The 26,647-nt window shown below is 62.3% G+C and carries 28 protein-coding genes and 1 other annotated feature; of the genes, 10 read left to right on the top strand and 18 right to left on the bottom strand.

Annotated elements, in window-relative coordinates:
- Positions 1-17: 17 nt before the first annotated feature.
- The 9 genes from hisIE to hisL all read right to left on the bottom strand — a co-directional run bounded on the left by hisIE (position 18) and on the right by hisL (position 7,304).
- Positions 18-638 carry a bifunctional phosphoribosyl-AMP cyclohydrolase/phosphoribosyl-ATP diphosphatase HisIE gene (gene hisIE, locus ACJ8IL_RS22530; RefSeq protein WP_015377251.1) on the bottom strand — a complete coding sequence of 207 codons (621 nt, stop codon included), beginning with the start codon at positions 636-638 and terminating at the stop codon, positions 18-20.
- Positions 632-1,408 (bottom strand): imidazole glycerol phosphate synthase subunit HisF, encoded by a 777-nt coding sequence (hisF, locus tag ACJ8IL_RS22525; RefSeq protein ID WP_025302187.1) that lies wholly within the window; start codon positions 1,406-1,408, stop codon positions 632-634. Before hisF ends, hisIE begins: the two co-directional genes overlap by 7 nt.
- On the bottom strand, positions 1,390-2,127 hold the full coding sequence (hisA, locus tag ACJ8IL_RS22520) for a 1-(5-phosphoribosyl)-5-[(5-phosphoribosylamino)methylideneamino]imidazole-4-carboxamide isomerase (protein ID WP_025302188.1): 738 nt from the start codon (positions 2,125-2,127) through the stop codon (positions 1,390-1,392). The genes hisF and hisA overlap by 19 nt, the downstream gene beginning before the upstream one ends.
- A gap of 5 nt (positions 2,128-2,132) precedes the next feature.
- Positions 2,133-2,723, bottom strand: coding sequence for an imidazole glycerol phosphate synthase subunit HisH (hisH, locus tag ACJ8IL_RS22515; RefSeq protein WP_147823015.1), 591 nt, complete (start codon positions 2,721-2,723; stop codon positions 2,133-2,135).
- Positions 2,723-3,790 carry a bifunctional histidinol-phosphatase/imidazoleglycerol-phosphate dehydratase HisB gene (hisB, locus tag ACJ8IL_RS22510; protein ID WP_015377254.1) on the bottom strand — a complete coding sequence of 356 codons (1,068 nt, stop codon included), beginning with the start codon at positions 3,788-3,790 and terminating at the stop codon, positions 2,723-2,725. Before hisB ends, hisH begins: the two co-directional genes overlap by 1 nt.
- Positions 3,787-4,875, bottom strand: coding sequence for a histidinol-phosphate transaminase (gene hisC, locus ACJ8IL_RS22505; RefSeq protein WP_404758290.1), 1,089 nt, complete (start codon positions 4,873-4,875; stop codon positions 3,787-3,789). Before hisC ends, hisB begins: the two co-directional genes overlap by 4 nt.
- Positions 4,872-6,179: a histidinol dehydrogenase gene (gene hisD, locus ACJ8IL_RS22500; RefSeq protein ID WP_025302191.1), complete on the bottom strand. Its 1,308-nt coding sequence runs from the start codon at positions 6,177-6,179 to the stop codon at positions 4,872-4,874. The genes hisC and hisD overlap by 4 nt, the downstream gene beginning before the upstream one ends.
- A gap of 4 nt (positions 6,180-6,183) precedes the next feature.
- Positions 6,184-7,083 carry an ATP phosphoribosyltransferase gene (hisG, locus tag ACJ8IL_RS22495; RefSeq protein ID WP_015377256.1) on the bottom strand — a complete coding sequence of 300 codons (900 nt, stop codon included), beginning with the start codon at positions 7,081-7,083 and terminating at the stop codon, positions 6,184-6,186.
- Positions 7,084-7,154: 71 nt separating this feature from the next.
- Positions 7,155-7,281, bottom strand: a sequence feature (His leader region).
- Entirely contained in the window at positions 7,257-7,304 is a 48-nt protein-coding gene (gene hisL, locus ACJ8IL_RS22490) for a his operon leader peptide (protein ID WP_100396937.1), read from the bottom strand. Its footprint overlaps the feature before it by 25 nt.
- Positions 7,305-7,533: 229 nt before the next feature.
- Between hisL and ACJ8IL_RS22485 the strand changes: the two genes are divergently transcribed.
- On the top strand, positions 7,534-8,358 hold the full coding sequence (locus ACJ8IL_RS22485) for an SDR family oxidoreductase (protein ID WP_043137858.1): 825 nt from the start codon (positions 7,534-7,536) through the stop codon (positions 8,356-8,358).
- A 15-nt stretch (positions 8,359-8,373) separates the two neighbouring features.
- Here the strand turns inward: ACJ8IL_RS22485 and ACJ8IL_RS22480 are convergent, their stop codons facing one another.
- Positions 8,374-9,258 (bottom strand): LysR family transcriptional regulator, encoded by an 885-nt coding sequence (locus ACJ8IL_RS22480; RefSeq protein ID WP_060432756.1) that lies wholly within the window; start codon positions 9,256-9,258, stop codon positions 8,374-8,376.
- A 137-nt stretch (positions 9,259-9,395) separates the two neighbouring features.
- Between ACJ8IL_RS22480 and ACJ8IL_RS22475 the strand changes: the two genes are divergently transcribed.
- Entirely contained in the window at positions 9,396-10,586 is a 1,191-nt protein-coding gene (locus tag ACJ8IL_RS22475; RefSeq protein WP_442516850.1) for an MFS transporter, read from the top strand.
- Here the strand turns inward: ACJ8IL_RS22475 and ACJ8IL_RS22470 are convergent.
- On the bottom strand, positions 10,577-11,482 hold the full coding sequence (locus tag ACJ8IL_RS22470) for a LysR family transcriptional regulator (RefSeq protein ID WP_442516849.1): 906 nt from the start codon (positions 11,480-11,482) through the stop codon (positions 10,577-10,579). The two genes, ACJ8IL_RS22475 and ACJ8IL_RS22470, sit on opposite strands and share 10 nt — an antisense overlap.
- A gap of 249 nt (positions 11,483-11,731) precedes the next feature.
- On the opposite strand from ACJ8IL_RS22470, the gene speB reads away from it, so the two are divergent.
- The 4 genes from speB (at position 11,732) to ACJ8IL_RS22450 (ending at position 16,380) form a co-directional block, all read left to right on the top strand.
- Positions 11,732-12,664 carry an agmatinase gene (gene speB / locus ACJ8IL_RS22465; RefSeq protein ID WP_049207921.1) on the top strand — a complete coding sequence of 311 codons (933 nt, stop codon included), beginning with the start codon at positions 11,732-11,734 and terminating at the stop codon, positions 12,662-12,664.
- 77 nt (positions 12,665-12,741) lie between these two features.
- Positions 12,742-14,127: a sodium:solute symporter gene (locus ACJ8IL_RS22460; protein WP_025302197.1), complete on the top strand. Its 1,386-nt coding sequence runs from the start codon at positions 12,742-12,744 to the stop codon at positions 14,125-14,127.
- Positions 14,128-14,143: 16 nt separating this feature from the next.
- Positions 14,144-15,571, top strand: coding sequence for a purine-cytosine permease family protein (locus tag ACJ8IL_RS22455; RefSeq protein WP_197781461.1), 1,428 nt, complete (start codon positions 14,144-14,146; stop codon positions 15,569-15,571).
- Positions 15,568-16,380, top strand: coding sequence for a nitrilase-related carbon-nitrogen hydrolase (locus ACJ8IL_RS22450; RefSeq protein ID WP_442516848.1), 813 nt, complete (start codon positions 15,568-15,570; stop codon positions 16,378-16,380). The genes ACJ8IL_RS22455 and ACJ8IL_RS22450 overlap by 4 nt, the downstream gene beginning before the upstream one ends.
- Before the next feature lie 74 nt (positions 16,381-16,454).
- Here ACJ8IL_RS22450 and ACJ8IL_RS22445 read toward each other — a convergent pair whose 3' ends face one another.
- A complete protein-coding gene (locus tag ACJ8IL_RS22445) occupies positions 16,455-17,438 on the bottom strand; it encodes a magnesium and cobalt transport protein CorA (protein WP_043137840.1) in 984 nt (327 codons plus the stop codon).
- Positions 17,439-17,449: 11 nt separating this feature from the next.
- On the bottom strand, positions 17,450-17,869 hold the full coding sequence (locus ACJ8IL_RS22440) for a GNAT family N-acetyltransferase (protein ID WP_025302201.1): 420 nt from the start codon (positions 17,867-17,869) through the stop codon (positions 17,450-17,452).
- A 130-nt stretch (positions 17,870-17,999) separates the two neighbouring features.
- Between ACJ8IL_RS22440 and ACJ8IL_RS22435 the strand changes: the two genes are divergently transcribed.
- On the top strand, positions 18,000-19,100 hold the full coding sequence (locus ACJ8IL_RS22435; protein ID WP_319869031.1) for a PQQ-dependent sugar dehydrogenase: 1,101 nt from the start codon (positions 18,000-18,002) through the stop codon (positions 19,098-19,100).
- 13 nt (positions 19,101-19,113) lie between these two features.
- Here ACJ8IL_RS22435 and ACJ8IL_RS22430 read toward each other — a convergent pair whose 3' ends face one another.
- Both ACJ8IL_RS22430 and ACJ8IL_RS22425 read right to left on the bottom strand, forming a co-directional pair.
- Complete coding sequence (locus tag ACJ8IL_RS22430) at positions 19,114-19,734, bottom strand: glutathione S-transferase family protein (RefSeq protein ID WP_197781465.1); 621 nt, start codon at positions 19,732-19,734, stop codon at positions 19,114-19,116.
- Between the two features lie 89 nt (positions 19,735-19,823).
- On the bottom strand, positions 19,824-20,480 hold the full coding sequence (locus tag ACJ8IL_RS22425) for an HAD family hydrolase (protein WP_025302204.1): 657 nt from the start codon (positions 20,478-20,480) through the stop codon (positions 19,824-19,826).
- 107 nt (positions 20,481-20,587) lie between these two features.
- Here ACJ8IL_RS22425 and ACJ8IL_RS22420 point away from each other — a divergent pair, with 107 nt between their 5' ends.
- Both ACJ8IL_RS22420 and ACJ8IL_RS22415 read left to right on the top strand, forming a co-directional pair.
- Complete coding sequence (locus ACJ8IL_RS22420; protein ID WP_072008235.1) at positions 20,588-20,824, top strand: hypothetical protein; 237 nt, start codon at positions 20,588-20,590, stop codon at positions 20,822-20,824.
- Complete coding sequence (locus ACJ8IL_RS22415; protein WP_049208088.1) at positions 20,769-21,791, top strand: isopenicillin N synthase family dioxygenase; 1,023 nt, start codon at positions 20,769-20,771, stop codon at positions 21,789-21,791. The genes ACJ8IL_RS22420 and ACJ8IL_RS22415 overlap by 56 nt, the downstream gene beginning before the upstream one ends.
- Positions 21,792-21,850: 59 nt before the next feature.
- Here the strand turns inward: ACJ8IL_RS22415 and ACJ8IL_RS22410 are convergent, their stop codons facing one another.
- Positions 21,851-22,996: a trans-sulfuration enzyme family protein gene (locus ACJ8IL_RS22410; protein ID WP_025302206.1), complete on the bottom strand. Its 1,146-nt coding sequence runs from the start codon at positions 22,994-22,996 to the stop codon at positions 21,851-21,853.
- 12 nt (positions 22,997-23,008) lie between these two features.
- Complete coding sequence (locus ACJ8IL_RS22405; RefSeq protein ID WP_197770190.1) at positions 23,009-24,376, bottom strand: pyridoxal-phosphate dependent enzyme; 1,368 nt, start codon at positions 24,374-24,376, stop codon at positions 23,009-23,011.
- Positions 24,377-24,842: 466 nt separating this feature from the next.
- Here ACJ8IL_RS22405 and ACJ8IL_RS22400 point away from each other — a divergent pair, with 466 nt between their 5' ends.
- The gene (locus tag ACJ8IL_RS22400; RefSeq protein WP_025302208.1) at positions 24,843-26,048 is read left to right on the top strand and encodes a serine hydrolase; all 1,206 of its coding nucleotides are present in this window, start codon (positions 24,843-24,845) and stop codon (positions 26,046-26,048) included.
- A 97-nt stretch (positions 26,049-26,145) separates the two neighbouring features.
- On the opposite strand, the gene ACJ8IL_RS22395 is transcribed toward ACJ8IL_RS22400, so the two are convergent.
- Positions 26,146-26,643 (bottom strand): fimbrial protein, encoded by a 498-nt coding sequence (locus tag ACJ8IL_RS22395; protein WP_197811211.1) that lies wholly within the window; start codon positions 26,641-26,643, stop codon positions 26,146-26,148.
- Between the last annotated feature and the right edge of the window lie 4 nt (positions 26,644-26,647).

The raw sequence follows: 26,647 nt of genomic DNA, 5'->3' as shown, positions 1-26,647 counted from the left end.
TTGCGCGTGATTTAACGTCACGCTTTTTTCTGATGCCTTTCGCGCAGCCGGCCGATCACCGCGCTCAGATCCAGATCCTGGTCCTGCAGCAGCACCAGCAGGTGATAGATCAGGTCCGAGGCTTCGTTGGTCAGCTCTTCGCGATCGTTGACCGTGGCGGCCAGCGCGGTTTCCACACCTTCTTCCCCGACCTTCTGCGCGATGCGCTTGGTGCCGCTGGCGTACAGGCTGGCGGTGTACGAGCTGTCCGGGCTGGCGTGCTTGCGCTCCGCCAACAGCTGCTCCAGCTGATAGAGGAACGTCCAGTCGCTGGCGGCCGGGTGGAAGCAGCTGCTGTTGCCGAGGTGGCAGGTCGGGCCGATCGGGTTGGCCAATACCAGCAGCGTGTCGTTATCGCAGTCCGGCGTGATGCTGACCACCTTGAGGAAGTGGCCGGAACTTTCGCCTTTGGTCCACAGGCGTTGCTTGGTGCGTGAGAAGAAGGTGACGTTACCGCTCTGCTCGGTGGTCGCCAGCGCTTCCGGCGTCATGTAACCCAGCATCAGCACTTCGCCGGAAACGGCGTGCTGCACGATGGCCGGCATCAGGCCGTCGGTTTTTTCCCAGTCCAGCTGGTTTCTCTGTTGTTCTGTCAGCACACGCGAATCTCCACGCCTTGTTCGACCAGGAACCTTTTCAGTTCGCCGATATTGATGATTTGTTTGTGGAACACCGACGCCGCCAGCGCGCCGTCGACGTCCGCATCGCGGAACGCTTCCAGGAAATGCTCCATGGTGCCCGCGCCGCCGGAGGCGATCAGCGGCACCTTGCAGGCCTCGCGCACCCGGCGCAGCTGCTGCAGATCGTAACCGTTGCGCACGCCGTCCTGGTTCATCATGTTCAGCACGATCTCACCGGCGCCGCGGCGCTGCACTTCCTGTACCCAGTCGAGGGTTTCCCACTGGGTGATGCGGGTGCGGCTCTCGTCACCGGTATATTGGTTGACGTGATACTTGCCGGTTTCACTGTCGAACCAGGTATCGATGCCCACCACGATGCACTGCACGCCGAAGCGTTCCGCCAGGCGGCTAATCAACTCAGGATCGGCCAGCGCCGGCGAGTTGACCGAAATCTTGTCGGCGCCGAAAGACAGGATCTGGCTGGCATCCTCGGCGCTTTTAATGCCGCCGGCGACGCAGAACGGAATATCAATCACCTCCGCCACGCGCGATACCCAGCTTTTGTCCACCACCCGGCCGTCGCTCGAGGCGGTGATATCGTAAAACACCAGCTCGTCCGCACCTTCTTGCGCATAGCGCTGCGCCAGCGGCACGATGTCGCCGATGATTTCGTGGTTGCGGAACTGCACGCCTTTTACCACTTGCCCGTCTTTAACATCCAGGCACGGGATTATCCGTTTTGCCAGCATGCGATCGCCTCCTCAACGCTAAATTTACCTTCCAGCAGGGCGCGCCCTACGATCACGCCGGCAACGCCGCTGCCGCGCAACTGGGCGATGTCGTCCAGATTGCCGATGCCGCCCGAGGCCTGGAAGGCCACCTGCGGATAGCGGCGGCTGATCGCCTGATACAGCGCCACGTTGGAACCGGCCAGCGTACCGTCGCGCGAAATATCGGTGCACAGCACGTGCTTGAGCCCGTAGGGCAGGAACTGCTCCACCACCTGTTCCAGCGTGGCGTCGGAATCTTCCTGCCAGCCGCTGATGGCCACGCGTTTCACGCCCTGCGGGTCGATACGCACGTCCAGCGCCAGCACCAGCGCGTCGGCGCCGTAGCGCTCGAACCAGCTCTGCACCAACTGCGGTTGTTTCACCGCGGTAGAGCCGATCACCACGCGTGTGGCGCCGGCCTCCAGCAGGGCGCTGACGTCTTGCTCGTTGCGGATGCCGCCGCCGACCTGCACCGGCACGTTAACCCCCGCCAACAGCTTGCGCAGCAGCGGGATCTGGCGTGCGGCCGGATCCTTGGCGCCGGTCAAATCGACCAGGTGCAGTACCTGCGCGCCCTGTTGTTGATAGTCCTGCAGACGCAGCAGCGGATCGTTGCCGTAGTCGCGCTGCTGGCCGTAATCGCCCTGATGCAAGCGCACCACGTTGCCGTCGATCAAATCCAAAGCCGGAATAATCATGCTGCCTACATCTCCAGAAAGTTTTTCAACAGTTGCGCGCCGGCCGCTCCAGATCGTTCTGGATGAAACTGCACGCCGAAGAAGTTGTCTTTTTGCACGGCGGCGGTGAAGGGCTCGCCGTAGTTCGCCTGGGCGATGGTGCTGGGGCATATCGGCATCGCATAGCTGTGTACGAAATAGAAGTAGGCGCCGTCATCGATGCCGCGGAACAGATGGTGGCCCGCCTGCGCGGATACCTGGTTCCAACCCATGTGCGGCAGCGGCAGGCCGAAGTCGGTCATCTGCTTTACCGGCGTATCCATGAGGCCGAGCGTCGTCACGCCGCCGTTCTCTTCGCTGTTGGCCGCCAGCAGCTGCATGCCGAGGCAGATGCCCAGCACCGGCTGAGTGCAGGCCCTGATCAGTTCGATCAGATCGCGTTCGCGCAGCTGATCCATCGCCGCCTGCGCGGTGCCGACGCCCGGCAGGAACAGCTTGTCGGCGCGCAGCACGATCTCCGGATCGCGGCTCACTTCCGGCTGATAGCCCAGGCGCCGCACCGCATAGGTGACGGAGGCCAGGTTGGCGCAGCCGGTATCCAAAATCACCACGTTCATCACAGCACTCCTTTCGAGCTCGGCAGGGTATTGCCCTCGACGCGGATCGCCTGGCGCAGCGTGCGGCCAAACACTTTGAACAGGCTCTCGACCCGGTGGTGGTCGTTTTTGCCTTTGGTCTTCAGGTGCAGCGTGCAGCCCATGGTGTAGGAGAGCGAGCGGAAGAAGTGCTCGACCATTTCAGTGCTGAGATCGCCGACGCGCTGATAGTTGAACTCGGCCTTGTACTCCAGGTGCGGGCGGCCGGAGATATCCAGCGCGCAGCGCGCCAGGCATTCGTCCATCGGTAACACGAAGCCGAAGCGGGCAATACCGCGCTTGTCGCCCAGTGCCTTGTTCAACGCTTCACCCAGCGCCAGGCCGGTGTCCTCTACGGTGTGGTGATCGTCGATATACAGGTCGCCTTTGACGTCGATCTCCATGCGGAAGCCGCCGTGGGTGGCGATCTGATCCAGCATGTGGTCGAAGAAGCCGACGCCGGTTTTGATTTTGCTGCCGCCTTCGCGATCCAGCCAGACGTTGACATCGATCTGCGTCTCTTTGGTCACGCGGTTAACCCGCGCATGACGGTCGCGCAGGGTCAGCTGGCGCACGATCTCTTTCCAGCCCAGCACGCCGCGCTGGTAGCGCAGCCCCTGAATGCCCATGTTTTCTGCCAGCTGCACGTCGGTCGGCCGATCGCCGATCACGTAGCTGTGCGCGGTATCGAGCACGCCGGGTTCCAGGTAGCCCTTCACCAGCGCGGTTTTCGGCTTGCGGCAGTCGCAGTTGTCCGCCGGCAGGTGCGGGCAGATCAGCACATCGGCGAACTGAATGCCCTGCGAGCTGAGGATCTGCATCATCAGGTTGTGCGGCGGATCGAAGGTTTCCTGAGGGAAACTGGCGGTGCCGAGCCCATCCTGATTGGTGATCATCACCAGCTGATACCCCGCCTGTTGCAGCGCCAGCAGGGAAGGGATCACGTCTGGCTCGAGCGCCAGCTTGTCCAGGCGGTCAACCTGGAAATCTTCCGGTGGCTCGGCGATCAGCGTGCCGTCACGATCGATAAAGAGGATTTTTTGGCTCACATTGGCTCCTGGCGAGTCGGGTTGGCGCCGGGTAGGGCGGACAAGGCGTCCACCACGCGTTGACATTCGTCGCGGGTGCCTATGGTGATGCGCAGGCAGCCGGACAACCCGGGCTGTTTGTTTTGGTCTCGTAAGATAATGCCCTGATCCCACAAGCTTTTAAACACATTACTTGCGGCGGTGAAGCGGGCCAGCAGGTAATTGCTGTCGCTGGCGAAAACCTGCTCGACGCAGGCGCATTTCTCCAGCTGTTGCTGCAGCCAGCTGCGGGTGGTGGCGATATCGGTGACGCGCTGGCGCATGGTGCGGATACCTTCTTCGCTCAGCGCCTGCGCGGCGATATCCGCCACCGGCGTCGAAAGCGGGTAAGGCGCGATCACCTTCAGCAGCAGGGCAATCAGATCTTCATTGGCGAGCGTAAAGCCGCAGCGCAGGCCGGCCAGCGCAAAGGCCTTCGACAGCGTGCGCAGGATAGCCAGGTGCGGATAGTCGCTCAGCCAGCCGGCCACCGTGGCCTGCGGGCAAAACTCGATATAGGCTTCGTCCACCGCGACGATCGCCTTGCCCTTGGCCAGCTCTAGCAGGCTGCGCAGAGAGTCAGGGTCGATCAGGTTGCCGGTTGGGTTGTTCGGGCTGCAGACGTAGATCAGCTTCACGTTGTCCATGCTGTCTGCGATGGCCGGCAGATCCAGCTGCCAGTCTTCTTTGGCGGCCACGGTGCGGCGCTCCACGCCGAAGGTTTCGGCGCTGACGGCGTACATGCCGTAGGTCGGCGGGCAGAACAGAATGGCGTCTTTGCCCGGCTCGCAGAAGGCGCGGATCAGCAGCTCGATGCCTTCATCGGCGCCGCGGCTGACCAGCACCTGCTCTTTCTTGACCCCGGCATAGGCGGCGTAGCGTTCGATCACCTGCGCCGGCTGGCACTCCGGATAGCGGTTGAAGGTTTGCGCGGTCAGCTGGAATTCCGGTGCGATCGGGTATTCGTTGGCGTTCAGCCACACGTCGCCCTTACCGCCGAGGCGGCGCGCCGATTGATAAGGGGTCAGCTCGCGAACGTTGGCGCGCGCCAGTTTTTCGATGCTCATGCTTGCTCCTTCAGGGCGGCGACGCGCAGGGTCACGGCGTTCTTGTGGGCGATCAGCTGCTCGGCGGCAGCCAGCGTCTCGATGGTGGCGGCCAGGTTGCTGAAGCCCTGCGGCGTCAGCTCCTGCACCGTCATGCGTTTTTGAAAATCGGCCAGCCCCAGGCTGGAGCAGGTGGCGGTGTAGCCGTAGGTCGGCAGCACGTGGTTGGTGCCGGAGGCGTAATCGCCGGCGGACTCCGGCGACCAGTCGCCGAGGAATACCGAACCGGCGCTGGTGATGCCGTCCACCAGTTCGCGCGCATTACGGGTCTGAATAATCAGGTGCTCCGGGCCGTAGCGGTTGCTGATCGCCACGCACTCAGTCAGATCGCGCGCTACGATCAGGCGGCTGCTCGCCAGCGCCTGGCGTGCGGTGTCGGCGCGCGGCAGCTCGGCCAGTTGGCTTTCCACCGCTTCGGCCACCGCCTGCGCCATCGCCGCGTCCGGCGTCAGCAGGATCACCTGCGAATCCGGGCCGTGTTCGGCCTGCGACAGCAGATCGGAAGCGACGAACGCCGGGGTGGCGCCGGCGTCGGCGATCACCAGCACTTCAGAAGGGCCGGCCGGCATGTCGATGGCCGCGCCGTCGAGGCGCTGGCTGACCTGCCGCTTGGCTTCGGTCACGAAGGCGTTGCCCGGCCCGAAGATCTTCGCCACGCGCGGCACGCTTTCGGTGCCGAACGCCAGGGCGGCGATCGCCTGCGCGCCCCCGACCTGAAACACTTCCTGCACGCCGCACAGCTGCGCCGCATACAGGATCTCATCGGCGATCGGCGGCGGCGAGCACAGCACCACCCGGCGGCAACCGGCGATGCGCGCCGGCGTCGCCAGCATCAGCACGGTGGAGAACAGCGGCGCCGATCCGCCGGGAATATACAGGCCCACCGAGTCGATTGGGCGGGTCACCTGTTGGCAGCGCACGCCCGGTTGCGTTTCGACGTCCACCGGCGGCAGTCGCTGCGCGTTGTGGAAGGTTTCCACGTTGGCGACGGCCACCGCCATCGCCTGTTTGATGTCATCACCCAACCGCGCGGCGGCGGCGGCGATCTGCTCGGCGCTGACGCGCAGCGCCGAGACTTCCGCCTTGTCGAAACGGGCGCTGTAGTCGCGCAGCGCCCGATCGCCATTGGCCTTCACGTTGTCGAGGATCTCACTCACCGTGCGGGTGATGCTGTCGGAGGCGGCAATCGCCGGGCGCATCAGCAGCTCGGCCTGGCGTTCGGCGCTGCACGTTGCCCAATCGATCGGCGTGTTGAAGGTCGACATGGCGTTACTCCATCATCTTTTCAATCGGCAGCACCAGAATCGAGCTGGCGCCGAGCGCTTTGAGTTTTTCCATGGTTTCCCAGAACAGGGTTTCGCTGCTGACCATGTGCATCGCCACGCGATTCTGCGCGCCGGCCAGCGGCAGAATGGTCGGGCGTTCGGCGCCCGGCAGCAGCGCGACGATCTCGTCCAGCTTCTCGCTCGGCGCGTGCAGCATGATGTATTTGGATTCGCGCGCCTGGATCACGCCCTGAATGCGGGTCATCAGGCGGTCAATCAGCTGCTGTTTGGCTTCAGGCATTTCGCCGTCGCGCTGGATCAGACAAGCCTTGGAGCGGTAGATCACCTCCACTTCACGCAGGCCGTTGGCCTCCAGCGTGGCGCCGGTAGAGACCAGATCGCAGATGGCGTCGGCCAGGCCGGCGCGCGGCGCCACTTCCACCGAGCCGTTCAGCAGGCAAGATTTGAAGCGCACGCCTTGTTTGTCGAGGTATTGCTTCAGCAGGTGCGGGTAAGAGGTGGCGATGCGGGCGTCCTGCAGGCTTTGCGGGCCGGCGTATTCGGCGTCGAGCGGGGTGGCCAGCGATAGGCGGCAGCCGCCGAAATCGAGGCGGCGCAGGGTGAAGTAACGCGGGTCTTCACCCTGGGCGCGGCGGCTGAGCAGCTCTTCTTCCAGCACGTTCTCGCCGATGATGCCGAGATCGACCACGCCGTCCATCACCAGGCCCGGGATGTCGTCGTCGCGCACGCGCAGGATATCGATCGGCATGTTTTCGGCGAAGGCGATCAGACGCTGCTGCTGCAGGTTGATCTTGATGCCGCAGCGTGCCAGCAGTTCCTGGGATTCATCGCTCAGGCGGCCCGACTTCTGCATTGCGATCCGTAAACGTGTCTTGTCCAGCATGGTAACCTCTGTTTAATCTGTAATTTTTTGAATTTATTGTAAAAAAATTTCTTTTCTGTCTGTCCGGAGCCAAAAAAAAACCCTCGGAAGAAATCTTCCGAGGGCTCTCTCTTGCGTTCTGCGCGCCACTGGAAGATTAACAAACCGTCTTCCAGCACACATCGCCTGAAAGACTAGTCAGGGTGATGGTGATGATGGTGGTTGAACTGAACGCGTGTCATGGTGTTTTTCTCTAATCAAAAGCCGGTAAAAACCGTATGCCAATTAAGCTAAACTATCCGCTGTCCACCGTGCAACCCTTTTTTAACGTCATAAATTTAATTTATTGAAACAGGTTGAGTTATTAGCCACACACGGCTTTACCTAACCTTAAGCCGGGCAGATTGTATCGCCGTGTACAGTGGCGTAGCCTTAGGGGCAGGGCGCTGCGATCTTCAGGAGAGGAAGAGGATGAAAAAGGTAGCCATTATTGGTTTAGGTTGGCTGGGCATGCCGTTGGCGTTATCGCTGATGGGCCGCGGGTATGATGTGGTCGGCAGCAAAACCACGCCGGACGGCGTCGAGGCCGCGCGCATGAGCGGCATTGAATGCTATCAACTGGAGCTGACGCCGGAGCTGGTGTGCGATCCGGACGATCTGGAATCGCTGCTGCGTGTGGATGCGCTGGTGGTGACGCTGCCCGCTCGCCGTACCGTCGAAGGCAGCGAGAACTATTTCAATGCGGTGCGCATGCTGGTGGACAGCGCGATGGCCTTTGGCGTGCCGCGGGTGATCTTTACCAGTTCCACCTCGGTGTACGGCGAAACTGCCGGCACGCTGCGCGAAGAGTCGCCGCTGCGGCCGGTCTCGCCGTCGGGCCGGGTGTTGGCCGAGCTGGAGCGCTGGCTGCATGAATTGCCGAACACCTCGGTGGACATTCTGCGGCTGGCGGGGCTGGTGGGCGCCGATCGTCACCCCGGCCGCTTCCTGGCGGGCAAACTCGACGTGAAGGGCGGGTCGCAGGGGGTGAATTTGGTGCACCAGGACGACGTCATCGCCGCCATCCAACTGCTGCTGAAGCTGCCGAGGGGCGGTCACGTGTACAACCTGTGCGCGCCGCATCATCCGGCCAAACGCGAATTTTATCCTGCGCTGGCCGAACAGCTGCACCTGGCGCCGCCGCAGTTCGCCGACGAAGCGGATCAGGATGAGCGGCTGGTGGACGGCAACCGCATCTGCAACGAGCTGGGTTTTGAGTACCAGTATCCCGATCCGGCGCGTATGCCGGTCAGTTAAGGCGGCATACGTTGTTTAAAGCGGGAAAAGGTGGCTCGTCACAAAGTCGACGAACAGCCTGATTTTGACTGACAGGTGGCGGCCCGACGGCCAGAGGACATGAAAAACCATGTTCTCGCGGTCGTAGTCATCCAAAACCGTCACCAGGCTGCCCTGTTCCAGCTGTCTGCGCACGGCGATCTCCGGCAAATAAGCGATGCCCAGCCCTTGTTCGGCGAAGCATACCTGCGGATCGAGGGTATTTGTCACCATGCTGGCCGGCCGTTCGGGGATTATCTCCGTCTTGTCTCCCAGCGGCCAGACATCCAGTTTGCCGGTGCTGGGAAAGCGATAATGCAAACGGGCATGGCTTGTCAGATCCTCGGGCTTGCGCGGCATACCCACTTTGCTGAAATAACCCGGTGCGCCAACGAAAACCTTGCGGCAGGTACCCAGCCGGCGGGCAACCAGCCGTGAATCGCTCGGGGTTCCGCTGCGGATAACGGCATCGAAACCTTCCTCAATCACGTCAACCAGCCGATCCGAATAATCAATATCCAGCTCGATCTCAGGATAGCGGCGCTTGAAGTCCCCCAGTTTTGGCATGAAAAGCGTGCCCAGCGACGGGAGACTGATGCGCAGCTTGCCCTGAGGTGTTCCCCGCGTTTGCAACAGTTCGGCTTCCGCCTCTTTCACCTCACTCAAAATGCGTCGGCACCTTTCCAGAAACAAGGCCCCTTCCGGTGTCAGGTTGACCGTGCGGGTAGAACGGTGAAACAGGCGCACGCTGAGCCGTTCCTCCAGCCGGGCGATGGTCTTGCTGACCGCCGAGGCGGAGATCCCCAGCTGTTGCCCGGCCGCCGTGAAACTTCGGCTTTCACTGACGCGCACGAAAACGTCGAGAGAACCCAGACTTTCCATAGGCTTCCATTCTATTGATGAACTTTATGTCATGAGTGTTGTTCACTTTAGCCTGTTTTTCTTTTATCAGCGAGTGGGCAGCATGATGCAAACGTCATCCGCGATGGGCGGAAACATCTTTGAATGGGGAGTGATTAATGAATCAAACGACGATATCTGCGCCTGCCGAGGGCATCGATCGGTTGCCGCTGGGCGGCCTGCTGGCGTTGGCGATGGCCGCTTTTATCACGCTGCTGACCGAGATCATGCCGGCGGGCGTGCTGTCTTCGATCGCGGGCGATTTGAACGTATCTGAAAGCCTGGCGGGGCAGTTCATCACCGCCTATGCGGTGGGCGCGTTGGTCGCCGCTATTCCGCTCACCGCATTGACGCAGGGCATGCGGCGCCGCCCCTTGCTCTTGAGTGCGATCGGCGGTTTTGCCATCGTTAACCTCGTCACGGCGCTGTCGAACGATTATCACGTCTCATTGGCGACGCGTTTCTTCGCCGGCGTTTTCGGCGGCATCGTTTGGTCCTTGCTGGCCGGTTATGCGGTGCGCATGTCACCGGCCCACCTTGGCGGCCGCGCTATTGCGATCTCCGGCGCCGGCGCCACTCTGGCGTTGGTGCTTGGCGTACCGCTCGGTACGTTGCTTGGCCGAGCCATCGGCTGGCAGGGCGCCTTTGGTCTGATGACGTTGATGGCGCTGGTGCTCGTGGTGTGGATCATCGCCATCGTGCCGGATTTCCCCGGTCAGGCTAAGGCGCATCGGCCGTCTCTGAGCGGCGTATTCTTGCAACGGGGGATCCGCGCCGTGCTGTTTGTGGTGTTCACCTTCATCGTTGCCCATAACATTCTGTATATCTACCTGGAGCCTTTCCTCAAGCCATCGGGGTTGTCCGAGCGGGTCGATATCGTTCTGTTTATCTTCGAGCTGGGCGCGATTGCCGGATTGGGCGTCGCCGGGATGCTGGTCGATCGGCGAGTCCAATCTCTTACGGTGATGAGTATCGTCATCTTTGCTCTCGCTGCCGTGCTGCTGGGGAGTGGGGGACGGATGATCCCGATGGTCTATCTCTCCGTCGCTTGTTGGGGCTTGGCTTTCGGCGGTTTCGCCACCCTCACGCAGACGGCATTGTCACGCCTTTCCGGCCGCGCGGCCGACGTGGCGCAGTCCATGTATACGACGGGCTGGAATACCGCCGTGGCAGCCGGTGGCGCGGTCGGCGGCATGTTGCTCGACAAGGGCGGGGCGCCCTCTTTCGCCTGGGCCATCATCGGATTACTCGTCCTGTCTTTAACCGGCACGCTGTTTGCCATGAATCGGGCGCTGGCCTCTCAGCGATGAGGTGATGGGCGTGCGGCGCGCGCCAAATCCTCCAGCAGCGCGTTCAGCGCCTCGTCGGGCTGGACGGGGCGGCTGACCAGGCTGAGCGTGGCGCGGTAAGAGAGCGCCGCGCCGCCCAACTGCCGCAGCAATCCCTGTTCCACCCAGCGCGCCGCGTAGTGGGTGGGCAAATAGCCGAGACAGGTGCCGCTCAGCACCAGATGGGCGACGCTTTCCATATGGTGGGCCACCGCGGCCAGATGCGGCGGCGCGATCGGGCACAGCTGCTGTGCCAGCAGGTAGCCGCGCTTGACCCAGCGCGCGTTTTCAATCTGCTCGCGCCCCGGTTCTTCTACCGCGAACAGCGGGTGATCCCTACTGCAGTAGATCGCCTGCGTCTCCTCCAGCCACGGCTGATAACGCAACGCCTCCAGCTGCTGGCCGAAGTAGCCGATGCCCAGATCGAGCTGCCGGTGCAGCAACCCTTGTTCAATCTCGTTCGGCGAACAGATGCGGCACTGCAATTGCACGTCCTGATGTCGGCGTTGGAAGTGTTGGATGGCCTGACTGAACGGATTGCCCGGCAGCGAAACCAGATTATCCACCAGACCGATCTGCAGATCGCCGGTCAGCAGGCCGTTCAGCGACTGGCTGACCCGGATGAAGTCGCGGGCGGCGTTGAACAGCGAGCGGCAGGCGATCAGCATGCGTTCGCCCTTGGGCGTCAGCCGGAAGCCGGAGCGGCCGCGTTGACACAGGCGAAAACCCAGCCGGGTTTCCAGCGAGGCCAGGTGGGTGCTGATGGTGGATTGGTTCATCAACAGCGCTTCCTGTGCGGCGCTGACGCCTTGGGCTTCCGCCACCGCGACGAACACCCGCAGCAGTTTCAGATCGATATCGCTTAGGTTGGTGAGCATCGCCCCCTCCGCAGAACGTCGGCCGGTTAACCCATTTTTAACATCGAAGAAATAGGTGCGGCGCTGAAGATATGGTCTTCCTTATGGCATGAATTTGAAATAAAAGTCAATACTTCAATAGGTTAGTTGCATCGCGTTTTCCGATGTTTACATGCAAAAGCGGGAATGGTAGCCGAGGCGGCCAACGGGGTAGTCTGCGAATGTTGCTCAAATGTTTCAATTCATCGCAGATCAAGACAAGGATACGCCATGCTGAACCAACCCCAAAGCGGTAACGACATGCCGCGCTTTGCCGGTATTCCCACCATGATGCGCCTGCCCGCCGCCGAACAGGCGCACGGTCTGGACGCCGCCTTTGTCGGCATTCCGCTGGATATCGGCACCTCCAACCGCAGTGGCACCCGCTATGGCCCGCGCCAGATCCGCCAGGAATCGGTGATGATCCGTCCCTACAACATGGGCACCGGTTCCGCCCCGTTCGAACGGCTGCAGGTGGCCGATCTGGGGGATGTCGCCATCAACCCTTACAGCCTGGCGGACAGCGTGCAGCGCATCGAGGCGGCTTATCACGAGATCCTGGCACACGGCTGCATGCCGTTGACGCTCGGCGGCGACCACACCCTGACGCTGCCGGTGCTGCGCGCCGTCGCCCGCCGACATGGCCCGGTCGGGCTGATCCACGTCGATGCGCATTCCGATACCAATGAGGAGATGTTCGGCGAACAGCTGGCGCACGGCACCACCTTCCGCCGCGCGTTTGAGGAGGGGCTGCTGGCGCCCGAAAAGGTGGTGCAGATTGGCCTGCGCGGCAGCGGCTATGCGGCGGATGACTTCGATTGGTCACGGCGCCAGGGCTTCCGCGTGGTGCCGGCCGAGGCCTGCTGGCACCGGTCGCTGACGCCGCTGATGGCGGAGATCCGCGAACAGATAGGCGATGCGCCGGTTTACCTCAGCTTCGATATTGACGGGTTGGATCCGGCCTTCGCGCCGGGCACCGGCACGCCGGAGGTCGGCGGGCTGTCGGTTTGGCAGGGGCTGGAGATCGTACGCGGTTGCCGCGGGCTGAACCTGGTGGGCGGCGATGTGGTGGAAGTGTCGCCGCCTTACGATCGCTCCGGTAACACGGCGCTGCTGGCCGCCAACCTGCTGTTTGAAATGTTGTGCGTGCTGCCGGCCCGCTGAGGCCGGCGTACTGACCCTACCGGCGGAGCGGTTGCGTCGGGCCCCCTGATAACAATAACAACGGAGTGGAGGTACCCATGAATCTCGATCTGCTGGTTGTGGTGATTTACTTTCTGGTGATAGGCGCGGTGGGATGGATGGGCATTCACCGCGCCAATTCCAAAGAGGCATATCTGGTGGCCGGGCGCAACCTGGGGCCGGGGCTGTATCTGGGCACGCTGTCGGCGGTGGTGCTCGGCGGCGCGTCGACCATCGGCAGCGTCAAGCTCGGCTACACCTACGGCATCTCCGGCGTCTGGCTGTGCGGCGCGCTCGGGCTGGGCATCGTGGTGTTGAGCCTGGTGCTGGCCAAGCCGCTGCTCAAACTGAAGCTGTATACCGTCAGCCAGGTGCTGTCGCGGCGTTATCACCCGGCCGCGCGGGTCACCAGCGGCGCGATCATGCTGGCGTATGACCTGATGGTGGCGGTGACCTCGATCATCGCCATCGGCAGCGTGATGCAGGTGATGTTCGGCCTGTCGTTCAGCGCGTCTATCCTGCTTGGCGGCGGGCTGGTGGTGCTGTATTCAACGCTGGGGGGCATGTGGTCGCTGACGCTGACCGACATCATTCAGTTCATCATCATGACCGTCGGCATGATGCTGGTGCTGATGCCGATGAGCATCGTCAAGGCCGGCGGCTGGGAGGCGTTCACCAGCCTGCTGCCCGCCGGTTACTACCAGCTGTCGTCGATCGGGCTGGACACCATTCTGGTGTTCTTCCTGATCTACTTCTTCGGCATTCTGATCGGCCAGGACATCTGGCAGCGGGTGTTCACCGCCCGCAGCGCCAATGTGGCGCGCTTCGCCGGGCTGGGCGCGGGCGTCTATTGCGTGCTGTACGGCGTGACCGGCGCGCTGATCGGCATGGCCGGCAAGATCGTGCTGCCGTCGCTCAGCAACACCGACGGCGCCTTCGCCGCTATCGCGCAGGCGGTGTTGCCGGTCGGCGTCAGCGGGCTGGTGGCCGCCGCGGCGTTGGCGGCGCTGATGTCTACCGCCAGCGCCTGCCTGCTGGCGTCTTCCACCATCGCGCTGGAGGACGTATTGCCGGCCATCCGCCGCAAACCTTCCGGCGGGCTGGCCGCCGGGCGCTTCACCACGCTTTTCATGGGCGTGGTCATGCTGGGGCTGGCGTTTGTGGTGCGCGACGTGCTGGCGGCGCTGACGCTGGCTTACAACCTGTTGGTGGGGGGCATGTTGATCCCGTTGGTGGGGGCGATCTTCTGGCCGCGCGCTACCAGCGCCGGCGCGATTGCCAGCATGCTGACCGGCAGCCTGTGTGTGGTGGGGCTGATGATCTGGCACGGCATCGATGCCAACAGCCCGATCTACGGCGGTCTGCTGGGCGGCGGCGTCGCCTTCGTGTTGGGCAGCCTGTTGAGCCGCCCGGCAGCGCAGCTGCAGCCGCAAACCGAGCGTTGAAACGACGAGGTGGGACATGAACAATCGCAATGTGGCGTCACGCCCAAAAATTGAAGTGCGCTCGATAGACTATGTGCCCCGTCACGAGCGGCATGGCAAGGTTTGGCATCAGGCGCCGTTTTGGTTTACCGGTAATTTCGTTTTGACGACGATGGTGGTCGGTTTCAGCGGCCCGGCGTTGGGGTTGGGCGCGCTTTATTCGATGCTGGCCATTGCCGTCGGCGTGGGGTTCGGCACGTTCTTCATGGCGTGTCATGCCAATCAGGGGCCGCGCATGGGGCTGCCGCAGATGATCCAGTCACGGGCCCAATTCGGCCTGCGTGGCGCCATCGTTCCCTTTGCCGCCGTGGTGTTTGTTTACATCGGTTTCAACGTGTTCAACGTTATTCTCGCGACCGATGCGATCAACACGGTGTTGCCGGGCCACCGTCTGCCTTGGTATGCGTTGCTGATCGCGGTGGCTGTGCTGTTGGCGATCGTCGGCCACGACATGCTGCATGCGGTGCAGCGCTGGCTGACCTATGTGATGATGGCAGTGTTCGGCGTGCTGACGGTCGGCGCCGTGTTGTCGCTGCGGATGGACGCCGTCGTCGGCGCTGGGCATTTTTCGTGGGCGGCCTTTTTGATTCAGCTGTCGGCCGCCGCCGGCTATCAAATCAGCTACGCAGTGTACGTTTCCGACTACTCGCGTTATTTACCGCATGAAACGCCGTCGGCCAACGTGATCTTTTGGACTTACCTGGGGGCGGCCGGATCGGCGCTTTGGCTGATGTCGCTGGGCGCGTTTCTGGCTTCAGCCTTACCGGCCCCCGATGCGATCGGCAGCGTACAGGCGGTGGGTAATGCCGTCTATCCTGGGTTTGGCACGTTGGCCGTGCTGATCGCCGTGCCCTCGCTGGTCGGTATCATGGCGGTCAACTGTTATGGCGCAATGCTGACCAGCCTCAGCGCGATTGACGCGTTCCGTAAAGTGACGCCAACGTTGAAATTACGCATGGCCGGCATTGGCGTCGTCGCTATGACGGTGTTTGCGGTGGCGTTGGCCATCCCGGCGAGCTATCTCGCCAGCTTCAATACCTTCGTACTGCTGATGCTGTATTTTCTGGTGCCCTGGACGGCGGTGAACCTGATGGACTTTTACGTGGTGCGCGGCGGGCATTACGCGATAGGTGAAATCTTCAACCCGTCGGGGATCTACGGCCGCTGGGGCGGCTCCGGTCTGACGGCTTACGCGGTCGGTCTGCTGGCGATGGTGCCGTTCATGACGTTGGGCTTTTACACCGGTCCCTTTGCTGTTTTACTGGGCGGCGCGGATATCGCTTTTCTGATCGGCCTGCTGGTGGCCGGGAGCGTTTATGTCGCAATGTGCCGTAAGCTCGATCTTGAAGCCGAACGGCGGGTGGCGTTGCGCTGCGAGGGGTTATTGGAAGGAGAACCGGAGTGAAGGAAAAAATCAGCGTCGCATGCTGCCAGTTAGCGTTGCGGGTAGGGGAAGCGGAGCACAATCGGGCGCTGTCCGCCCAGGCTATCCGCCGGGCGGCGCAGCACGGCGCCAACGTCATCGTGTTGCCGGAGTTGGTGAACAGCGGCTACGTGCTGCGCGATAAGGCAGAGGCGCGGGCGTTGGCCGAGGCCGAAGACGGGCCTAGCCTCAGCCTGTGGCGGGGCCTGGCGCGTGAGCTGGATGTGGCGATCGTCGCCGGTTTTTGCGAACGCCTGCCTGATGGCGAGGTGGCCAACAGCGCGGCATTGATCGATGCGCAGGGGGTGAGGGCGATTTATCGCAAAGCGCACCTGTGGCATGAAGAGAGCACCATTTTTACCGCCGGCGATCGACCGCCGCCGGTCGTCGAGACCCGCTTCGGCCGGTTGGCGGTGATGATCTGTTACGATCTCGAATTCCCTGAGTGGGTGCGGCTGCCGGCGCTGGCCGGCGCTCAGCTGCTGTGCGCGCCGGTCAACTGGCCGCTGGCGCCGCGCCCGCAGGGCGAACGGCCGGCGGAGATGGTGAAAGCGCAGGCCAACGCCGCCGTCAATCGGCTGTTCATCGCGGTATGCGATCGCTGCGAAACGGAGCGCGGCGTTGCGTGGATCGGCGGATCGGTGATTGTCGACGCCGACGGCTATCCGTTGACGCAGAGCCTGGAGGGTGAAGGCATGGTGCTGGCATCGATGGATATCGGCGTAGCCGATGACAAGCACATTGGCCGCCACAATCACGTGCATCGCGATCGGCGGCCGATGCTGTATTAAAGCGGCGGGGCGGCCGGTGGATCCGGCTGCCCCGCAGAGCGTCTTTGCCGGCGGGAAAAGCCGCCGTTTGGGCGCTACAGCCAGCCCGATTTCTTCAGCTTCTGATACAGGAAAATGCAGCCGACGGCGGTCACTCCCAGCGTGGCGTGATAGGCCCACGGGAATTTCAGTTCCGGCATGTCGGCGAAGTTCATGCCATACAGGCTGAAGACCACCGTCGGGATAGCCAAAATCGCCCCCCAGCCCGCCAGCCGTTTCACCACTTCGTTCTGTTTGACCGTCACCAGCGCCAGGTTGACGTGCATGGCGTTGGTCAGCATTTCGCGCATGTCGTCGATGTTGCTGACCACCTGATGCGCGTGATCCTGCACGTCGCGCACGTAGGCGCGCAGCTCCTTCGGGATCACCTCTTCGTGCAGGCGGATCAGCTGATTGCAGATTTCATCCATCGGCAGCGCGGCGTTGCGCAGCGCCAACAGGTGGCGGCGCAGGGTATAGACGTTCTCGATCGCCGCCTGATCGAACTCCGACTGGAACATGTTGGCTTCGATGTTCTCGATGGTGCTCTCGAAGCGCGTCACCACGCTGCGGTAGTTATCCACCACGAAGTCCAACACCGAATAGAGGGCAAAGCCCGGCCCGTGGCACATTTGCTTGTGGTTCTCTTCCGCCTTGGCGCGGATCGGCGCGTAGCTGGGCGAGGCGCCGTGGCGCACCGTCACCAGAAAGTTTTTGCCGACGAAGAAGTGGGTTTCGCCGTATTCGATTTCGTCGTGTTCGCCCCACTGCGCGGTTTTCACCACGATGAACAGCGAGTCGCCGTAGGTTTCCAGCTTCGGCCGCTGATGCGCGCACAGCGCGTCTTCGATCGCCAGATCGTGCAGGCCAAACTCCTCCTGCACCTTGCGCATAAACGCCGGCTCCGGCTGCCGCAGCCCCAGCCAGACGAAGGTGTCCGGCTGTTTGACCACCTCGCTGATATCGTCGATGGTCACTTCGCCCAGCCGTTGGCCGGCTTTGTACGCCACACAGTTCACCACCATGCTTTTGCTGTCCATCCGTCCATCCATTAATCAGTCAGGGTTTTGGTGAGAAAATAACACTCATGTTCCACCGGATAATCTTTCAGCGTCATTTGCAGCTGATAGCCGAGTTTTTCGTAGAACGGCCGCGCCTGGAAGCTGAAGGTATCCAGGCGAGCGTAGCGGCAGCCGCGCGCCTGCGCCTCGCGTTCGGCGGCGCGCATCAGCCGGCCACCGAGGCCGCTGCCGCGCTGGGTATCCGCCACCCACAGCCACTCGACGCTCAGCCAGTTGCCCCAGGTTTCGGCGGTCAGGCCGCCGATCACCGTACCGGCTTCGTCGCGCGCATAGACGCTGAGCGGCTTGCGGTGGCTGGCGTCGATATGCGGCAGGTTGTAAGCGCGCAGCCCTTGCCTGATCGCATCGAGGGTTTGTTCGTCAATCGCGTCGGTAACGGTAATGTCCATTTTTCCTCCTGGGTGATGCGTTAACTTAAGCACACTACGGCCAAAAGGCAACCTATTGAAATGTAATGCAAACGACCACATCCGCTGAGTGGGCTACACTAAACGGGTCATTTCACCCCAGGAGGACACCATGCCCCGATTGACTCTGCTGGCCGGTTTGCTGCTGTGCAGCGGCCTGCTGCACGCCGCGCCGACGGTCAGCCAACTGCAGGATGGCCTGGAACACCCCTGGTCGCTGGCCTTCTTGCCGGCGGATCAAGGCCTGCTTATCACTGAACGGCCCGGTCGGCTGCGGCTATGGCAGCCGGGCAAAGGCCTGTCGGCACCGATCGCCGGCGTGCCGCAGGTCTACGCCGAGGGGCAGGGCGGCCTGCTGGAGGTGTTGCCGGCCCCCGACTTCGCCGCCAGCCGCCGGGTATACCTCAGCTTCGCCGAACCGGGCGAGGGCGGCAAAGCCGGCACGGCGGTCGGCTATGGCCGCCTGAGCGACGATGGCGCGCGGCTGGAGAACTTTAAGGTGATCTTCCGTCAGCAGCCCAAGCTGTCGGTCGGCAATCACTTCGGCGGCAAGCTGGCGTTCGACAGGCAAGGCTACCTGTTTATCGCGCTGGGTGAAAACAACCAGCGGCCGACGGCGCAGGAAACCGACAAACTGCAGGGCAAGCTGGTGCGGCTGACCGCCGAGGGCGCGATACCACCAGATAATCCCTGGGTCGGCCAGGCAGGTAAACGCCCGGAGGTCTGGTCTTACGGCCACCGCAATCCGCAAGGGCTGGCATTGAACCCGTGGAGCGGCGCGATCTGGGAACATGAGCACGGCCCGCGCGGCGGCGATGAGCTCAACATCCCGCTGCCGGGTAAAAACTACGGCTGGCCGCTGGCCACCTACGGCATCAACTATTCCGGCCAGCCGATCCCGGAGGCGAAAGGAGAGCGGGTGCTCGGCACCGAACAACCGCTGCACTATTGGCGAGTCTCGCCCGGCCTCAGCGGCATGGCGTTCTATGACGGGCAGCGCTTCCCTGCCTGGCGTCACTCGCTGTTCATCGGCGCGTTGGCGCAAAAGGAACTGATTCGCCTGACGCTGGAGGGTGACAAAGTGGTGGCGGAAGAGCGGCTGCTGGGCGATCGCGGCGAACGCATTCGCGAGGTGCGCAGCGGGCCGGATGGTTACCTGTATCTGTTGACGGACGAACGGGACGGCAAGCTGCTGAAGGTCGGGGCGTCGTAACGCCCCGCACGCATCAGGTGAGCTCGCTCATCACGCCGCGCTGATAGGCCGGGCGAGCGCGCAGTTGCTGATACCAGCGCTCCATGTTCGGCCGTGGGCGGCGGGCGATCGGCATCTCGAACCAGCCGTAGGCGAAGCTGCCGAGCGGGATATCGCCGAAGCCGAACGCGTCGCCGGAGAAGTAAGGCTGGTGCGCCAACGTCTGTTCAATGATATCGAAGTGTTTTTCCAGCGTGGCGATCGCCGCTTCGATTTTCGCCATGTCGCGCAGCTCCGGCGCGGTGCGGATCAGGCCCCAAAAGACGATGGTGAAGGCCGGAACGATGGTTGAGGTGGTCCAGTCCATCCATTTCTCGGCGGCGGCGCGCGCCTGCAGATCTTGCGGATAGAACGTCGCGTCGCCGAATTTCGCCGCCAGGTAGCGCACGATGGTGTTGGACTCCCACAGCACGAAGTCATCGTCCTGCAGCAGCGGCACCAGGCCGTTCGGGTTCAGCGCGCGGTAACTCTCTTCGTTGACCTTGCCGAACGCGCCGCCGGCGTTGATGTGGGTATAGCTCAGCCCCAGTTCGGCGGCGCACCACAGCACCTTCCTGACGTTGTTCGAATTCTCACGACCCCAAATGGTCAGCATGGGATAACTCCGTTAGCGGATTAAAGACCCTTAATACCTACGCCACAATGCGCTTTTTGTCACACCGCAGGGCATTTTTTGTCTGCCGATCAACGCTCCCAGCGGCACACTTCCCAGCCGTGCTCCGCCGCTAGCGCGCTCAACTCGCTGTCGGGGTTGATCACCGTGGCGCTGTCGACGAATTGCAGCATCGCCTTGTCGTTGAGGGAGTCACTGTAGCCGTGGCTGTGCTCGAACTTCAGGTGCGGATGCTGCGCAAGCCAGTGCTGCAGGCGGATCACCTTGCCCTGTTGGTAGGTCATGGTGCCGTAGGTGTGGCCGGTGAAGCGACCGTCGCTGATTTCCACGCCGATCGCCAGCGCATCGTCGGCGCCGAGCTGTTCGGCGATCGGCGCCACCAGGTGCTCGCCGGTGGCGGAGATCACCAGGATGCAGTCGCCGCGTTCGCGGTGCCACTGCAGGCGCTCACGGGCGGCGGGATAGACGCGCGGCAGGATATCGCGGCGAATGTAGCGTTGCACCCAGCCGGCCACGGTTTGCACGCTCAGGCCGGTCAGCGGCGCCAGCGTGGCCTGCATGTAGTCCTCCATCGACAGCTTGCCCTGATAATAGAGCTGCATCAGCTGCTGCTCCTGCAGTTCCAGCTCCGCCGGCGCGAAGCCCTGGCCGACCAGCCAGCGGATCCACAGGCTGGCGCTGTCATCGTCAATCAGGGTTTCATCCAGGTCGAATAAGGCTAAATCCATCAGTATTTCTCCGGCAGGCAGGGTATGAGGTCGTTTACAGGATAGCGGATAGCGCCCATCGCCAGCCAGCGGCGTCGGCGAAATTGCGCAGAGCATAAGAAACATTGATGACGGTTTTGCGACAGTTTGTTGAACGTTTGCATAACTTAGAACGCAACAATATTGGCCGCTCCGGCGAGCGCGGTGATAACTATGGGGCAAATGCAGCTACCCGCTGGGGAGTGACAATGTTGATTATTCGTCTGTATGGCAGCCCGATCGTGATCGGGGAAGAAGAGGAACCGCATGATGACGCATCTGACGACGCTGAAGACGCTGCCGCTGCTGGATCTTTCGCAGCTTGACGGTGATGCGCGCCAGCGGCGCGCCTTTCTCGACGATTTGCGCGCGGCGGCCCGCGATGTCGGTTTTTTCTATCTGCGTGGGCACGGCGTAGACGGCGCGTTGAATGCGCGACTGCAGCACGCCGCGCGGCAATTTTTCGCCCTGCCGGAAGCCGACAAGCTGGCGGTGCAGATGGTGCATTCGCCGCACTTTCGCGGTTACAACCGGGCGGCGGCGGAGCTCACGCGCGGGCAGCCTGACTGGCGCGAGCAGTTCGATATCGGCGCCGAACGCCCGGCGCTGACGTTGTCTGACGACACGCCGCGCTGGGCGCGCCTGCAGGGGCCAAACCAGTGGCCGGCAGCGCTACCGACGTTGAAACCGCTGCTGCTGCAGTGGCAACAGGCGATGACCGCCATGTCGCTGCGGCTGCTGCGCGCTTTCGCTTTGGCGCTGTCGCTGCCGGAGCAGGCGTTCGATCGCTTGTACGGCGAGAAGCCCAACGAGCACATCAAACTGATCCGCTATCCGGGGCGGGAGGCTACCGGCAGCGCACAGGGCGTTGGCGCACACAAGGACTCCGGGTTTCTCAGCTTCCTGCTGCAGGACGCGCAAAAAGGGCTGCAGGTGGAGGTGAGCGAAGGGCGGTGGATAGACGCGCAGCCGCATGAAGACACTTTCGTGGTGAACATCGGCGAGCTGCTGGAGCTGGCGACCAACGGCTATCTGCGCGCCACGGTGCACCGGGTGGAGACGCCGCCGGCGGGGCGCGACAGGTTGTCGATCGCGTTCTTCCTCGGCGCACGGCTGGACGCGGTGGTGCCGCTGTATCAACTGCCGCCGCCGCTGGCGGCGCAGGCTCGGGGCCCGGCTAGCGATCCGCTCAACCCGCTGCTGCGCGACGTGGGGTATAACTACCTGAAAGGCCGCATCCGTTCCCACCCCGATGTGGCACAGCGCTTTTATCGGGACGTCATCGGCGTCTGAACATCAGGCACAAAAAAGCCCGGCGCGCCGGCCGGGCTGATGGCGATTGATTCAGGCGATTATTCCGCCAGCGCCTGCTGCAGATCGGCGATCAGATCTTCCACATCCTCAATCCCTACCGACAGGCGCACCAGCTGCGGCGTGATGCCGGTTGCCAGGCGCTGTTCCAGCGGAATGGAGGCGTGCGTCATGCTGAACGGCTGGCTAATCAGGCTTTCCACGCCGCCCAGGCTTTCTGCCAGGGTGAACAGGCGCGAACGCTGGATGACCCGACGCGCATAGGCGTCGTCGCCTTTCAGCCGTACCGAGATCATGCCGCCGAAGCGCGTCATCTGGCGTGCCGCCAGCTCATGCTGCGGATGGCTCGGCAGGCCGGGATAGTAGACGTTTTCCACCTGCGGCTGGCTCTCCAGCCACTGGGCGATGCGCAGCGCGCTGTCGCTGTGGCGCTGCATGCGCAGGGCCAGGGTGCGAATGCCGCGCAGCGTCAGGAAGCTGCTGAACGGATCGAGAATGCCGCCGACCGCGTTTTGCAGGAAGCCGAGCTGTTCCGCCAGCGCCGGGTTATCCCCCACCGCCGCGACGCCCGCCACCACGTCGGAGTGGCCGTTGAGGTATTTGGTGGCGGAGTGCACCACCACGTCAAAGCCCAGATCCAGCGGACGCTGCAGATACGGCGAAGCGAAGGTATTGTCCGCCACGCTGATAAGCTGATGCTTTTTGGCGATCGCGGCGATGGCGCTCAGATCCGCCAGTTTCAGCAATGGGTTGGTCGGGGTTTCCACCCAGATCATTTTGGTATCCGGTTCGATCGCCTGTTCCAGCCCGGCGAGATCCGCCGGCGACACGTAAGTCACGCGCAGGCCGGCGGTGCGACTGCGCACTTTTTCCAGCAGGCGATAGGTGCCGCCGTACAGGTCGTCTACCGCGATCAGGTGGCTGTCTTTATCGAGCAGCTCCAGCACCGTGGAGCAGGCCGCCAGACCGGAGGCGAAGGCGTAGCCGCGGCTGCCGCCTTCCAGTTCGGCGATGGCGCTTTCCAGCGCTGTGCGCGTCGGGTTGGCGCTGCGGGAGTATTCGTAGCCGGTATGCTCGCCCGGTGCCGGTTGGGCGTAGGTGGAGGTGGCGTAAATCGCCGGCATCACTGCGCCGGTCGCGTCCGGGGTGTAACCGGCGTGAACGGTCAACGTATCAAACTTGGCCATAATGGGTCCTTATTAACGTAATTTTTGGCGCCAGGCGTTAAGCACGTCTGTGCGGGTAATCAGGCCGAGGAAGCGCTCGCCGTCGAGCACCACCGCGACGTGGCCATGGTTGAAGGTGGCCTGTAATTCCTCGTAGCCGGCTTCCTTTTGCAGCGTCTGGACCTGCTTGGTCATCGCGCTGCCGGCCGGCAGGCTGAAGTGGGCGGCGTCGGCCTGGACGGCGTTCAGCAGATCCCACTCATCGATCAATCCGACGACCCGATCGCCTTCCAGCACCGGTAGCTGCGAGATGTCGTACAGCCGCATGCGGGCGTGCACGATCGCCAGCGTGTCGTCCGGCGCGGCGGAAACGGCGGCGCCTTCGTCGTGGCGATAGGCGATCAGATCGCGCAGATCGCCGTGCTGCGGTTTGCTCAGCAGGCCCTGCTCCAGCATCCAGTGGTCGTTATACATTTTAGACAGGTATTTGTTGCCGCTGTCGCAAACGAAGGTCACGACCCGCTTGGGTTCGGTTTGCGCGCGGCAGTAACGCAGAGCGGCGGCCAGCAGGGTGCCGGTGGACGATCCCGCCAGCACGCCTTCCTTGCGCAGCAGATCGCGCGCGGTGGTGAAGGCCTCCGCGTCGCCGATGCGGTAAGCGTTGCGGACCTGGTCAAAGTCGCTGAGCGGTGGGACGAAGTCTTCGCCGATGCCCTCAACTAACCAACTGCCCGCTTCGCCGATGTGGCCGTTGTCGAGATAGTCCGCCAGGATAGAGCCGGCAGGGTCGGCGAGCACAAATTCCGTCTGCGGCGAAACGTCGGCGAAATAGCGGCTCAGCCCGCCCAGCGTGCCGCCGGAGCCGACACCGACGACGATAGCGTCCACGTCATGCTCCATCTGCTGCCACAGTTCGGGCGCGGTAGTGGTCGTATGGGCCGCCGGATTGGCCGGGTTGTTGAACTGATCGATATAAAAGGCGCCGGGGATCTCTCCAGCGAGGCGTTTGGCGTAATCCTGATAGTAAGCCGGGTGCCCTTTGCCGACGTCCGAACGGGTCAGCAGCACTTCCACGCCCAGTGCGCGCAGGTGGAAGATCTTTTCGCGGCTCATCTTGTCCGGCACCACCAGCAGCAGCTTATAGCCTTTCAGCGCCGCTACCAGCGCCAACCCCAGGCCGGTATTGCCGGCGGTGGCTTCGATGATGGTGCCGCCCGGCTGCAGTTTGCCGTCGCGCTCGGCCTGTTCGATCATCGACAGCGCGACGCGGTCTTTGATCGAACCGCCGGGGTTTTGGTTCTCCAGCTTGACGAACAGCCGGCATGGGCCGGTATCGAACTGGGTCAGTTCCAGCATCGGGGTATTGCCAATCATCTCGATGACGGAATGGGGGATCGCCATGACTCATCTCCAGGATTATTCGGTATAAAAGTCGTTGTGCGGATGATAGCGCTGAGGATAAGCGCTTTAAAAAGAACAAATAACGGTTCTATATGCCATTATAGAATATATTAATCTTTTTTGGACGTATGGAAGCGCAGATGTTTAGCGGTGCAGATGCTTGGCCGTGTAGCCGTGGGTGGGTGCAAAAATGCGCGTCTCGATGCTTTTTTGAACGATAAGCGGGGGGCTGCGTACAGTTATGTAAAAATGCTGAAAATTCACGCTAAACCCTGCAAAAATAAGATAAATCACATAAACTCACAGCAAGGGCATTTTCGGTGCGTTGTGTTACCCGCTATGGGCGCCGCAGGGGGTTGCGGCCGGCATGCGCGCACCGGGCCACTCTCGCTGGTTGGCTTAAAACGTGAACATGTTTGAAAGTTAACGCTATTTCAATGGTTTGAATGGACACTCTGGCGACGTCATGATGAAAAAAAACTTATCCACTTCCCTGAAAAAACTGACCTTCAGCGTAGGCATCCTGTTGCTGGCTGCCCCGGCCGTGCACGCGGCTGAGCCGCCGGCGCCGCCGCAGGTAGACGCCAAGGCCTACATTCTGATGGATTACAACAGCGGCAAGGTGCTGACCGAAGGCAATGCCGACACCCGTCTCGATCCCGCCAGCCTGACCAAGATCATGTCCAGCTACGTGATCGGCCAGGCGATCAAGGCCGGCAAGATCAAGCCGGAAGACATGGTCACCGTCGGCAAAGACGCCTGGGCGCCCGGTAACCCGGCGCTGCGCGGCTCTTCGCTGATGTTCATCAAGCCGGGCGATCAGGTGCCGGTGCTGGAACTGAATAAGGGCATCGTGATCCAGTCGGGTAACGATGCCAGCATCGCGCTGGCAGACTACGTGGCGGGCAGCCAGGATTCGTTCGTTGGCCTGATGAACAACTATGCCAAATCCCTGGGCCTGCAGAATACCCACTTCCTGACGGTGCACGGCCTGGATGCGGAAGGGCAGTACAGCACCGCGCGTGACATGGCGCTGTTGAGTCAGGCGCTGATCCGCGACGTGCCGGACGAATACGCGCTGCATAAAGAGAAAGAGTTCACCTTCAACAAGATCCGCCAGATTAACCGCAACCGTCTGCTGTGGAGCAGCAACCTGAACGTCGACGGTATCAAGACCGGTTACACCAGCGGCGCCGGCCACAACCTGGTGGCGTCCGCTACCGACGGACCGATGCGTCTGATCTCGGTGGTTTTAGGCGCGCCGAGCGATCGCGTGCGCTTTAGCGAAAGCGAAAAGCTGCTGACCTGGGGCTTCCGCTTCTATGAAACCGCGACGCCGATCAAGGCCGATAAACCGTTCGTCACCCAGAAAGTGTGGTTCGGCGACGTCAGCGAAGTGCCGCTTGGCGTGGCGAAAGACGCCTCGGTCACCATTCCGAAAGGGCAGATGAAAAACCTGAAGGCCAGCTACAAGCTGACCCAACCGACGCTGGAAGCGCCGCTGGCGAAAAACCAGGTGGTCGGCACCATCGATTTCCAGCTGGACGGCAAAACCATCGAACAGCACCCGCTGGTGGTGATGCAAGAGGTGAAAGAGGGCAACTTCTTCAGCCGCATCTGGGATATGGTGATGATGAAGCTGAGCCAGTGGTTCGGCGGGATCTTCGGCTGAATAGCCTGATGTAAGGAGCGCCCCGGGCGCACCATCCTCGACCAAGCCGCAACGGAGACGTTGCGGCTTTTTTTCGCGAGTTTCTGCGGCGCGGTGATTAAAAGTAGTCCACCAGCATGGTGGCGCCGCTGGTGAAATCGCCTTCCGCCAGGGTGACGGCGCTGTTTTTTACCGGCACCGCATCAAGCGTCGGCGGATTGGCGTAGTCGATGTCCAGCGGCGTATTGATGGCGAAGGCCTTACCGTTGGCCAACAGCTTGATGCCCAATCCATTGACGCTGCTGGTTAACACGCTGCCGTCGAAGGCCGCCGCGCCGCCCATGATCTTCATTTTCAGCTGGCGGCTGTTATCCAGAAACTCGCATTTGATGCTGTAATCGATGCGTTGCATATAGCGGTTGCCGTCGATGCGCTTGATGCCGACCTTGCCGAAGTCGATATCGATGGTGCGCCCGTCGTTGATCACGCAAGGCGGAGGCGCCACTACGGTGGCGGTGATGTTGACTTTGGTGCCCTGATCGGCGGCCTGAGCGGCCGAGCTAATCAATTCCAGCGCCAACAGCAGGGCGCAGCCCGTTTTTATCGTCTTGTTCATTCTG

This window comes from Serratia sp. CY47444, from assembly GCF_052168635.1.
In the GTDB taxonomy this organism is placed as follows: domain Bacteria; phylum Pseudomonadota; class Gammaproteobacteria; order Enterobacterales; family Enterobacteriaceae; genus Serratia; species Serratia bockelmannii.
This window is presented reverse-complemented; position numbering and strand designations above follow the sequence as displayed.

Coding starts and splice junctions, on each gene's coding strand:
- hisF (WP_025302187.1), bottom strand. CDS start 1,408: ATGCTGGCAAAACGGATAATCCCGTGCCTGGATGTTAAAGACGGGCAA.
- hisA (WP_025302188.1), bottom strand. CDS start 2,127: ATGATTATTCCGGCTTTGGATTTGATCGACGGCAACGTGGTGCGCTTG.
- hisH (WP_147823015.1), bottom strand. CDS start 2,723: ATGAACGTGGTGATTTTGGATACCGGCTGCGCCAACCTGGCCTCCGTC.
- hisC (WP_404758290.1), bottom strand. CDS start 4,875: ATGAGCATCGAAAAACTGGCGCGCGCCAACGTTCGCGAGCTGACCCCT.
- hisD (WP_025302191.1), bottom strand. CDS start 6,179: ATGTCGACCTTCAACACGCCGATCGATTGGGCAACGTGCAGCGCCGAA.
- hisG (WP_015377256.1), bottom strand. CDS start 7,083: ATGCTGGACAAGACACGTTTACGGATCGCAATGCAGAAGTCGGGCCGC.
- ACJ8IL_RS22485 (WP_043137858.1), top strand. CDS start 7,534: ATGAAAAAGGTAGCCATTATTGGTTTAGGTTGGCTGGGCATGCCGTTG.
- ACJ8IL_RS22480 (WP_060432756.1), bottom strand. CDS start 9,258: ATGGAAAGTCTGGGTTCTCTCGACGTTTTCGTGCGCGTCAGTGAAAGC.
- ACJ8IL_RS22475 (WP_442516850.1), top strand. CDS start 9,396: ATGAATCAAACGACGATATCTGCGCCTGCCGAGGGCATCGATCGGTTG.
- ACJ8IL_RS22470 (WP_442516849.1), bottom strand. CDS start 11,482: ATGCTCACCAACCTAAGCGATATCGATCTGAAACTGCTGCGGGTGTTC.
- speB (WP_049207921.1), top strand. CDS start 11,732: ATGCTGAACCAACCCCAAAGCGGTAACGACATGCCGCGCTTTGCCGGT.
- ACJ8IL_RS22460 (WP_025302197.1), top strand. CDS start 12,742: ATGAATCTCGATCTGCTGGTTGTGGTGATTTACTTTCTGGTGATAGGC.
- ACJ8IL_RS22455 (WP_197781461.1), top strand. CDS start 14,144: ATGAACAATCGCAATGTGGCGTCACGCCCAAAAATTGAAGTGCGCTCG.
- ACJ8IL_RS22445 (WP_043137840.1), bottom strand. CDS start 17,438: ATGGACAGCAAAAGCATGGTGGTGAACTGTGTGGCGTACAAAGCCGGC.
- ACJ8IL_RS22440 (WP_025302201.1), bottom strand. CDS start 17,869: ATGGACATTACCGTTACCGACGCGATTGACGAACAAACCCTCGATGCG.
- ACJ8IL_RS22435 (WP_319869031.1), top strand. CDS start 18,000: ATGCCCCGATTGACTCTGCTGGCCGGTTTGCTGCTGTGCAGCGGCCTG.
- ACJ8IL_RS22430 (WP_197781465.1), bottom strand. CDS start 19,734: ATGCTGACCATTTGGGGTCGTGAGAATTCGAACAACGTCAGGAAGGTG.
- ACJ8IL_RS22425 (WP_025302204.1), bottom strand. CDS start 20,480: ATGGATTTAGCCTTATTCGACCTGGATGAAACCCTGATTGACGATGAC.
- ACJ8IL_RS22420 (WP_072008235.1), top strand. CDS start 20,588: ATGACGGTTTTGCGACAGTTTGTTGAACGTTTGCATAACTTAGAACGC.
- ACJ8IL_RS22415 (WP_049208088.1), top strand. CDS start 20,769: ATGACGCATCTGACGACGCTGAAGACGCTGCCGCTGCTGGATCTTTCG.
- ACJ8IL_RS22410 (WP_025302206.1), bottom strand. CDS start 22,996: ATGGCCAAGTTTGATACGTTGACCGTTCACGCCGGTTACACCCCGGAC.
- ACJ8IL_RS22405 (WP_197770190.1), bottom strand. CDS start 24,376: ATGGCGATCCCCCATTCCGTCATCGAGATGATTGGCAATACCCCGATG.
- ACJ8IL_RS22400 (WP_025302208.1), top strand. CDS start 24,843: ATGATGAAAAAAAACTTATCCACTTCCCTGAAAAAACTGACCTTCAGC.
- ACJ8IL_RS22395 (WP_197811211.1), bottom strand. CDS start 26,643: ATGAACAAGACGATAAAAACGGGCTGCGCCCTGCTGTTGGCGCTGGAA.